This window comes from Falsiroseomonas algicola (assembly GCF_011040385.1).
GTDB lineage: Bacteria > Pseudomonadota > Alphaproteobacteria > Acetobacterales > Acetobacteraceae > Falsiroseomonas > Falsiroseomonas algicola.
In genome coordinates this window covers 1-812 of sequence record NZ_JAAIKB010000059.1, presented here as the reverse complement: position 1 = coordinate 812, position 812 = coordinate 1, and the positions used below count along the sequence as shown (strand labels likewise).

The 812-nt window shown below is 73.3% G+C and carries 1 protein-coding gene; it reads left to right on the top strand.

Annotation, left to right across the window (positions count from 1 at the left end; all coding sequences use genetic code 11):
* A partial coding sequence (locus tag G3576_RS30995) for a hypothetical protein (RefSeq protein ID WP_456237362.1) occupies positions 1-812 on the top strand: 812 nt, incomplete at both ends.

Genomic DNA, 812 nt, shown 5'->3' with positions numbered 1-812 from the left:
CTCGGCGCCGTCACCACCACCCAGCTCGCCGGCCTCACCTCCACCCAGGTCAGCGGCCTCACCACCACCCAGGTCGCGGCGCTGACCACCACCCAGCTCGGCGGCCTCGGCTCCACCCAGATCGCCGGCCTCACCTCCGGCCAGGTCGCCTCGCTCACCACGACGCAGATCGGCGCGCTCACCACCACCCAGGTCGGCGCCCTCTCCACCGCCCAGATCCGCGGCATGGAGACCACCGACCTCGCCGCCCTGACCACCACCCAGTTCAGCGGCCTCACCTCCGCGCAACTCGGCGCGCTGACCTCCACCCAGGCCGCCGCGCTTGAGACCACGGACCTTGGCGTCCTCACCACGACCCAGTTCCGCGGCCTCGGCTCCACCCAGCTCGCGGCGCTGACCACCACCCAGCTCGGCGCCGTCACCACCACCCAGCTCTCAGGCCTCACCTCCACCCAGGTCGCCGGCCTCACCACCACCCAGGTCGCGGCGCTGACCACCACCCAGCTCGGCGGCTTCGGCACGACGCAGGTGGCCGGCCTCACCTCCGGTCAGGTCGCCTCGCTCACCACCACCCAGATCGGCGCGCTGACCACGACGCAGATCGGCGCCCTCTCCACCGCCCAGATCCGCGGCATGGAGACCACCGACCTCGCCGCCCTCACCACCACCCAGGTCGCCGGCCTCACCTCCACCCAGCTCGGTGCCCTCAGCAGCGGCCAGGCCGCGGCGCTGGAGACCACCGATCTCGGCGTGCTGACCACGACCCAGTTCGCCGGCCTCCGCTCCACCCAGCTCGGCGCGCTCACCACCAC